The organism is Longimicrobiales bacterium, from assembly GCA_035764935.1.
Classification (GTDB): Bacteria; Gemmatimonadota; Gemmatimonadetes; order Longimicrobiales; family RSA9; genus DASTYK01.
The window spans coordinates 1-8,426 of sequence record DASTYK010000180.1; the positions used below are offsets into that span (position 1 = coordinate 1).

Consider the following 8,426-nt stretch of genomic DNA (forward strand, 5'->3'; position numbering starts at 1 on the left):
TGTTCGCAACTGCTTCCGTGCGCACCGGGTGCACAGCGAACACGACTGCCCCGACTGCTGCGGCCCAGAGTCCCGCTCTGCCGCCACGGAGGAGAGTGCGCAGTAGACCGAAGACCAGGACAGTGTTGATTGCGTGGAATGCTACGTTGACCACGTGGAACAGCGTCGCCGCCCCGCCACCCAGCACCCACTGGACCGCGAACAGGAATATCGTGAACGGCCGATACAGTCCCAGCACGGTGCCAGCGACCGGCCAGTATGGTGAAGTCCAGAGCCGTGCGGGATCGTTCAGGTCATGCACCAGGGGATTGTCCCTGATGATCGGGACGTCGTCCAGGGCGAAGCCGTTGGCGAACGAGTTCACGTACGGCAGAAACGCCGCGGCAACGATCGTCGCCACAACGAGCAGCGTGGTGCGGGTCGCGATCTCGGGGCCGTCCCGCTCAACCGGCAGCTGTCCTACCGAGGGAGTCGTTTCGCCTCCGGTGGTTGTCTCAATCATCCAGGGCACGCTCCTGCCTCCGAAGGAGTAACGTGGTGGTATCCGGAGGGAACCAGAGTGCTCGGATTCCGTGCTCGTATTGCACCAGCCGCGCCCCGGCGTCGGCCGCGACGTAGAGATAGGGCGTGCGCTCCGGGTGCATGGCGATGAGTTGAGCATTGCGCTCGGGACCCAGATCGCGCGCGATGAGAGGCCCGTTACCAGGTGCCCCGTGCAAGTCTGCCTGCCAGAGCAGTGGGGAAATGTCGATGGTACCAAACCGGTCGCTCAGCGCCTGGCGGCGACACTCTCCTGTGAGACGTTCACCGGGAGCTACGCGGATGTTGTCGCCCGGCGCCAGGGCAACTGTCATCGGCAGGTCACTCGCCCGGGGAACCGTGTCCAGCGAAGCTGACAACGCCGACGCAACGACGCTGTCACCCGCCACAAAAGCCCTGGCAAACCGGTGGACCCTGCAGGTCGGGTTCTGACGAATCAGCGTCTCGATGCGATCCAACCGCATCCCCACTGCGGCGAGCGGCATGGCGATACGCGCATACCAGGCATCGTGCACGAATATGATCGACGCCTGCCGAATCACCGGTACCGTTGTGCGTGCATCGCTCGAAGTCGTCGCACGATAACTGGCTGCGCGTTGGGGAGCGAGATACGCAACGGCGATCGCGAACGCCGCCATCATGCCAACGCCGAAGGCGGGCCGCAGAAAGTACCTGCCGCCGAACGCCGCGTCGCGTGGAATGCGACGAACCAGGCCCACAGCTGCAACCGTGAAGAGAAGCACCCAGGCAGGAGCGGCCTCGTGCAGCATGCGCGGCCCCATGTAGAGCCCGTGGTGCCAGTACAGGCTGTTGGCGAGCACCGGAATAACTGCCCAGAGGACGATCAACCACTCGGCGCGCGTCAGCAGCCGGGCGAATGCGAGGAACGCTCCGATGACCAGGACGGCCGACACGGGTGTTTCGAAGAGACTGACGCCCAGTGTGGTCAGGTCGGATGAGGTGTATGCGAGCGCTTCCGTCGCCCCGTATCGGTTGCCCCAGGGATCACGGTGAAAGCCGAGCCCCATGGATGGACCGAGCGTGAGGTGATAGCCAAGGCGAAATGGGGATCCGAAGAAGTGTTTGTTATAGGCGAGCCACGCGACGATCACGGGCAGTGCGCCAGCCAGTCCTGCGGCTGCGACACCGAGCGTCCTGCGCACCGACGCAGGCCAGAAAAGAGGCAGCGCGATCAGCCACGTACCCGCCAACGCGAGCGTCGACAGCGGTCGCGTCGCGATGGACAGCGCGAACGCGACGCCCGTGATGACGGCCCATGCAGGATGCCCATCCCACGCACGCAGCAGTGTGTATATACCGATTGCCACCAGTGCTGCGGTCGTGATGTGGTTCATCAGCGAGCTGCCGACGAACAGGAAGAACGGACTGATCGCCAGGAGTCCGGTCCCGAGTCTTGCAATGACCAGATCGTCGGCCAGCACACGGTGAGCTGCAAGCCCAGTAAATGCGATCGTTAGGAACACGAAGACGGGCCCATGCAGCCACGTCACGCCGATCAGCAGAAAGGGGACGAGAAGGGCAACGTGTCCAGGAGGATACTGCGATACCCACCCGCTCGAAGTGAACAATGTGTTCTGGATCCCCCAGAAGGCCGCCGATACATCGGTCGGCCCGGCCAACATGCCTGCAGCCCAGTAGCGAGCCTGCAGCACCTGGGCAAAGGCATCCAGCGCATTCGGCTTACCGTCGAGCACGACAAGCGAGAAACCGGCCGAGAGAAGTCCACCGAGCAGTGCACTTGCGCAGACGAACAGCCCGGTGCGTGGACGCACGAGGCTCGCGCGGATTGCGGCGCTGACTCGTCCGAAGATGTCCGGACCGATCGCGATGGAAGCAAGGATCGAGATGAGCAGGATGAGCGCCAGCCCCGTCCATGCGATGTCGTAGTAGATGTCGAGCAGCCGCACAGTGGACTCGCCGGCCAGCCCGGTTTCCCGCGGATCGAGCAGGCGGTACACAGGCAGCGCGACCAGGACGATCAGCATCGCCCCGATTGCGATCCTGGTCGTCCTGACTGCACGGGTTTCCTGTGCAGTTCGCCGCTCCGTCGCGGAACCTCGTGAGCTCACTGCAGCAGAGACCCTTCGGCCGAATTCACGGGTTGAGACTGCTGTGAACCGCCCACCCCCGCCCGATACACCCCCGCCTTCGGCCCCACCACATTCGCCCTGAAGATGTGCCAGAACGCCGCCACCCCATCCTTCCACCCGATCTTCTTCCCCTCGGCGTACGTCCGGCCATGGTACGTGATCGGAACCTCGTAGATGCGCGCCCGCGCCTGCGCGAGCCGGGCCGTGATCTCCGGCTCGATGCCGAACCGGTCCGTCTTCAGCGGCAGGCTCTTCATCAGGTCGGCCCGGACCATCTTGTAGCACGTCTCCATGTCCGTGAGGTTCAGGTCCGTCATCATGTTCGACAGCAGCGTGAGCAGACCGTTGCCGAGGCGATGCCAGAAATAGAGTACGCGATGCGCCCCGCCGAGAAATCTCGATCCGAACACGGCGTCGGCGCGATCCTCCACGATCGGCATCATCAGGTCGACCAGGTCCTCCGGGTCGTACTCCAGGTCCGCGTCCTGGATGACGATCACGTCGCCCGTCGCCTCCTGGATGCCGCGTCGCACGGCGGCCCCCTTGCCGCGGTTCCGGTCCTGGAACGCCAGCCGGTCGATTCGCCCCTGCTCCTTCAGTCGCTGGAGCACGTCGCGACTGCCGTCGGTCGATGCATCATCGACGCAGACGATCTCCACGTTCAGGTCGACATCGCGAACCCGCTCGATCAGCGCCGCAACGGTGCGGGCCTCGTTGTAGACCGGGACGATGACGCTCAACCGCAGCGAACGTGGATCGGGCGAAGAACGGCGAGTGCTATCGTCGAATGGTTGTGCTGTCATCAGCTATCCGCCATCCCATACCGATTGAGTTTCCGATACAGCGTCGACGGATCGATCCCCAGCACCTCCGCCGCCCGCGCCTTGTTCCCGCCTTCCGACTGCAGCACCCACAGGATGTACGCCCGCTCGATCAGCTCCAGCGTCGGATTCGTCGGGGGGCGTTCCGACACCAGCGGCGCCGACTCCGGATTCGTGATGCGTGACGGGAGTGCATCGACGTCGACAGCGTCGCCCTTGGAGAGAATTGCAGCACGCTCGAGTGCGTTCTCCAGCTCGCGCACGTTGCCGGGCCACTCGTAGACCTGGAGCGCCGAGAGGGCATCGGGCGTCAGCACGCGGGGCGTGTCCGATCCCTTCTCCTCCGCCAGTCCCTGCAGGAAGTGTTCGGCCAGCAGGACGACGTCCTCCGGCCGCTCGCGCAGCGGCGGCAGGTGCAGGGAGATCACGTTCAACCGGTAGTACAGGTCGCTGCGGAACGTGCCGCGGCGGATCTCCTGCTCGAGGTCGCGGTTCGTTGCCGCGATGATACGGACGTCGATGTCGACCGTATCGGTCGCGCCGACCGGAACGATCTCTCGCTCCTGGATCGCGCGCAGCAGCTTGACCTGCAGCGCGGGCGACATTTCGCCCACCTCGTCCAGGAAGAATGTGCCGCCCTCGGCCGCGACCAGCAGCCCCTCCTTGTCCTTCACCGCACCGGTGAAGCTGCCCTTCACGTGACCGAACAGCTCGGACTCGAGCAGGTTCTCGGGCAGCGCGCCGCAGTTGATCGAGATGAACGGGCCGCCCTCGCGCTCCGACAATTCGTGGATGAAGCGCGCGATGACTTCCTTGCCGGTGCCGCTCTCGCCGGTGATGAGCACGGTCGAATCGGTCGGCGCGACCGTTTCCGCGAGACGGACGACCTCGAGGAACGCGCGGTTGCGTCCGATGGGACGCTTCGCGCTGCTGCTGTCGCGGCGGCGGATCTCCCGCTTGAGCGTCTTGTTCTCGGTCGTGAGGTGCCGTGTCTGCGCGGCGCGACGACACAGCGTGACCAGCTCGGCATTGCTGAAGGGCTTCTGCAGGTAGTAGAACGCGCCCTCGTTCACCGCCTGCATCGCGCTCTGCAGCGACGCCTGCGCCGTCATGAGGATGACGGGCACCTCCGGGTCGTGCGCACGCACGGCCTGCAGCACCTCGAGACCCGTGATACCCGGCATACGGATGTCGGTGAGCACGATGTCGGGATCGATCTCACCGAGCCGTGCGATCGCTTCCCTGCCGCTCTGCAGCGCTACCGGCTCGAAGTCCTCGCCGCGCAGCAGGATCTCGACGGTGTCGAGAATGCCGCGCTCGTCGTCGACGACCAGGACACGTGGTCGCATCGATTCAGTTCCTCCGTGCTGCCGGTGCCGGCAGGTAGACCGTGAAGCGCGCACCGCGATCGGGCGCCGCATCGACCATGATCGCGCCGCTGTGTGCCTCGACGGCGCGATGCACCATGGCGAGTCCGAGTCCGGTGCCGCCCTCGCGCTTCGTGAAGAACGGGTCGAACAGGTGCTCGACTTCCTTTTCGGGAATGCCCGGGCCGCTGTCGGTCACCGTCAGCCGGACCGGCGACTCCATGTGCACGCTCGCGGGCAGATTGCCGTCGAATGCGCGGCCGAGCTCGACACGGACAGGGCCGTTGTCTGCCGAATACTGAACGGCATTCAACACGAGGTTGAACACCGCACGGTGCAGCAGGTCCTGGTCGCCCTCGACCGTCACCGGCTCCTTCGGCTCGATCAGCTCGATCCCCGGACAGCGCGCACTGTCCGGGTGCGCCCGCACCAGCTCGATGGCGCCGCGCGTGACCTCGCGCAGGTCGAGCGGGCTCCAGCGTCGCAGCTCGACACGGCTGAAATCCATGAAATCGGCCAGCAGCCTGCTGAGCCGATCCGACTCGTTCACCACCAGGCGACGCAGCACGGTCCTGTCATCCGTGCTGATCCGGTCCTGCGCGAGCTGCTCGCTCGCACTGCGGATCGACGCGAGCGGATTCTTGATTTCGTGCGCGAGCGACGCGCCGAGCTCAGCCACCGCCTGCAATCGCTCCGCGCGCCGGATCAGTTCCTCGATCTGCTTGCTCTCGGTGATGTCCTGCAGCACCGCCGTGACCCAGGGCAGCCCCTCGCGTTCCAGCACGGTCGTGCGCACGCCGATGTAATGGAGCCCGTCGACGCGGCTCACCTTCAGCTCGCTCCGTCGTACGCCGATGCGCGTCGCAGCCGTGCGACGCAGCATGGCACCCAGCCCGGGCACCCGACGGTCCAGGTCCGTCAGCACGTCCGGGCCGAGGTCGGCCGCTCGCGTGACCTGCAGCACCTGCATGGCCGCGCCATTCGCCTGCACCAGCCGGCCCGCCCCATCGACCGTGATCAGGCCCGTGTCGATCGTCGCCAGGATCTCGCTCGTGTCCAGCCGGAGCTGCTTCAGCTCCGACTCCGCCGCGCCCAGTGCCGTTCCGGTCAGCCGCAGCCGGTCACCCAGGTTGCCGGTCAGCAGCGCCGTCAGCGCGAACACACCGATCTGGAGGACCATCGTGACCGTCGGAGGGGCCGCCTGCAGCCACATCGCGTCCGCGAAGTACAGCGCGCTCGCCAGCCCACCCACCAGGACACCGCCGGGCAGCGGCAGCAGCAGCGCACCGGCAGCGATGTTCAGGATGTAGAGCGGAGCGAATGGGCTGCTCCCGCCGTCGGACGTGATGTGGACGATCGCGGTGACCAGCAGCGTGTCGAAAACGACCTGCAGGTACAGGAAGTTCCGGCCGGGGACCCGCCCCTTCCCTTCGGTCCACCACAGCCCCACCGCCGTGGTCGCCAGCGACAGCAGCAGCGCGAGCGTCGCCAGCAGCGTCGTCTCCGGCGTCGTCTGCTGCCACGTGAACAGCGCAGCGCCGAAGATTCCCGCCGCGAGCGTGAGTCGCCCCACATACAGCCACCGCAGCAGCCGCCTCGGCACCATCGCTCTACTCGGCTTGTTCAGGGGACCAGGCCCGGCTTGCGCCCGCTGCGCCGGTGTCAGGCCCGTAACGTATTGCAGGAGCTTGCAATCTGCAAGGAATGAGAATGGCGAAACGAGACCAGGACGAAGGTGCGCCTGGCGACGAGGCGGAGCCCGCCTTGTTCGCGCGCGCGCACGTACACGCGCGCATGCACAGCTACTCGAATAGTCCAGCCCCTCATCGGCTATCCGGCACCTCATCGGCTATCCGGTCCGTCGAGGCTGTCTCACCGAGCCCACTTCAGCCTCCCCACATTCCCCATGCCCCGCTCGCACGCACCCGTATCGTCACACCTTCGCTAGCGCCAGCGCCCGGACCACATCCGCGAGCACCCGCTCCGGCTCGGCCCGAAGCCGCTTCCATGTGACGCGGATCACCCGGATGCCTGCTGCGATCAGCGCTGAGTCGCGACGCCGGTCGCTCTCGAACTTCCTGTTCGTCGAATGGAATGCGTGACCGTCCACCTCGACCACGAGGCCCTCGGCCCGCCAGTAGAAATCCACCTCGAACCCTGCGACTCTCGAGTTCACCGCTGGTGTTTCGACTCCCGCCCGACGAACGAGAGCGAGAAACCTCTCCTCCGCCTCCGAGCGGGTGCGCACTGGTGCTCTTCCGCTCGCCAGCATGGCGCGCAGTCGCGCAGCGCCACGCGCATCGGGACGACCGGCGAGGTGGCGCTCCAGCGTCGTTTGATCGAGAATCCGCAGGGCGAGGGCTTCCGCCAGGGCGCGTTCCAGCTCCCGCTCAGGAAGCACCCCGGCCAGGTCGCAGATGGTGCGCGCGGGCGACGTCAGGCGAATGCCGTCGAGCACCTCGACGTCGTCGGCGCTCAGTGCGGACACGTGGTGCACGCGGATGCCCTTCCGTTTGGCCACCCTCCTCCCCGCCAGCGTCACGTCGACGTGCGCCCCGTCGGTCCAGGCGAGGATCCGGCGCAGGCCGGCCGCGGTGAGGTGACTCACAACGCTACCGGGCATTGCGAGCATCGCCGCAAACACCCACGTGCGGGGCGTGGTCAGCGGCCCGATGCGGTACACGCCGCGATGCACCGGCTGGAGCCAGCCCGACCTGACGCGGTGGTCGATCGTCGAAACGGACATTCCCAGGTCGACGAGCTGCTCGCGTGACACGGCGCCGTCCTGTCGTCCCGCCAGGGTATTGATGGAGGCGTGCAGATGCGCGCGGGAAGCGGGACGTTGTGCGGAGACGCCACCATCCGCTGATGCACCTGCGTCCAGGAGCTCAGCCGATGCGCAGTGGCGTGCTTCCCGCCCCTCCAGGCGCTCAGCCGATGCGCAATGTCGAGCTTCCCGCCCCTCCAGGCGCTCCGCCCATTCGGGGCGGCCACGTTCCCCACGGAGCAAGTGCTGCCGGCGAGCGCCTGCGACGATTGCGCCGGTGTCGTGCTGTGGCCGCTCGGTCGGATCCGATCCCTGCGCGTGCGGCTGTTGCCGCCGTGAACTCGACATGTCGTGCCCTGGTTATCCAGCATTGCGGAGTTTCCGGCGGCGGACGCCGTGATCTCCCAAGTGCTTCGATTCCCGACGAAGCGTTCTCGAGAAAACGGCGCCGGGCGCCGGAATGTCGACATCGCGCGCGAGCGCGTGCGCGACATGTAGAGTTCACGGCGACCGGGCGAACACAGCCTCGTCGCGTCGGTGACCGACGATGCAGTCGCCAACCTGTGTCGCACGCCGAGACACGGACATGGCGGGACGAGCCGGATGAAGCCGACCGATCGGCGTGACATGTTGATCCCGCATGACCCGCATGACCCGCATGACCCGCATGACCCGCATGAACCCGCATGAACCCTGAACAGCCCGGCACATGGGTGACAGTTTAGACCGGGCACATGGGTAACACTCACCCATGGCCTTTACGCGCCTTGAGCTGCCGGTCTGCTGGCTTGAGGACTCCTTGCGCTTCATCGAGTTGGGC

Annotated in this window: 6 protein-coding genes; all 6 read right to left on the minus strand. The window is 66.2% G+C overall.

The window, feature by feature from the left end:
* A partial coding sequence (locus tag VFU06_15790) for a hypothetical protein (GenBank protein HEU5210857.1) occupies nt 1-502 on the minus strand: 502 nt, incomplete at its 3' end.
* Nucleotides 495-2,546, minus strand: coding sequence for a hypothetical protein (locus VFU06_15795; protein HEU5210858.1), 2,052 nt, complete (start codon nt 2,544-2,546; stop codon nt 495-497). The genes VFU06_15795 and VFU06_15790, both read right to left, overlap by 8 nt.
* An 80-nt stretch (nt 2,547-2,626) precedes the next feature.
* On the minus strand, nt 2,627-3,454 hold the full coding sequence (locus VFU06_15800; GenBank protein ID HEU5210859.1) for a glycosyltransferase family 2 protein: 828 nt from the start codon (nt 3,452-3,454) through the stop codon (nt 2,627-2,629).
* Nucleotides 3,454-4,821: a sigma-54 dependent transcriptional regulator gene (locus tag VFU06_15805; protein HEU5210860.1), complete on the minus strand. Its 1,368-nt coding sequence runs from the start codon at nt 4,819-4,821 to the stop codon at nt 3,454-3,456. Before VFU06_15805 ends, VFU06_15800 begins: the two co-directional genes overlap by 1 nt.
* 4 nt (nt 4,822-4,825) lie before the next feature.
* Nucleotides 4,826-6,445 (minus strand): ATP-binding protein, encoded by a 1,620-nt coding sequence (locus tag VFU06_15810; GenBank protein ID HEU5210861.1) that lies wholly within the window; start codon nt 6,443-6,445, stop codon nt 4,826-4,828.
* A gap of 327 nt (nt 6,446-6,772) precedes the next feature.
* On the minus strand, nt 6,773-7,954 hold the full coding sequence (locus VFU06_15815; protein ID HEU5210862.1) for a type IV toxin-antitoxin system AbiEi family antitoxin domain-containing protein: 1,182 nt from the start codon (nt 7,952-7,954) through the stop codon (nt 6,773-6,775).
* Nucleotides 7,955-8,426 lie beyond the last annotated feature (472 nt).

What these genes read in the sequence shown, in the direction of transcription:
- VFU06_15815 (HEU5210862.1), bottom strand. Translation starts at nt 7,954, where the DNA reads ATGTCGAGTTCACGGCGGCAACAGCCGCACGCGCAGGGATCGGATCCG.
- VFU06_15805 (HEU5210860.1), bottom strand. Translation starts at nt 4,821, where the DNA reads ATGCGACCACGTGTCCTGGTCGTCGACGACGAGCGCGGCATTCTCGAC.
- VFU06_15800 (HEU5210859.1), bottom strand. Translation starts at nt 3,454, where the DNA reads ATGACAGCACAACCATTCGACGATAGCACTCGCCGTTCTTCGCCCGAT.
- VFU06_15795 (HEU5210858.1), bottom strand. Translation starts at nt 2,546, where the DNA reads ATGCTGATCGTCCTGGTCGCGCTGCCTGTGTACCGCCTGCTCGATCCG.
- VFU06_15810 (HEU5210861.1), bottom strand. Translation starts at nt 6,445, where the DNA reads ATGGTGCCGAGGCGGCTGCTGCGGTGGCTGTATGTGGGGCGACTCACG.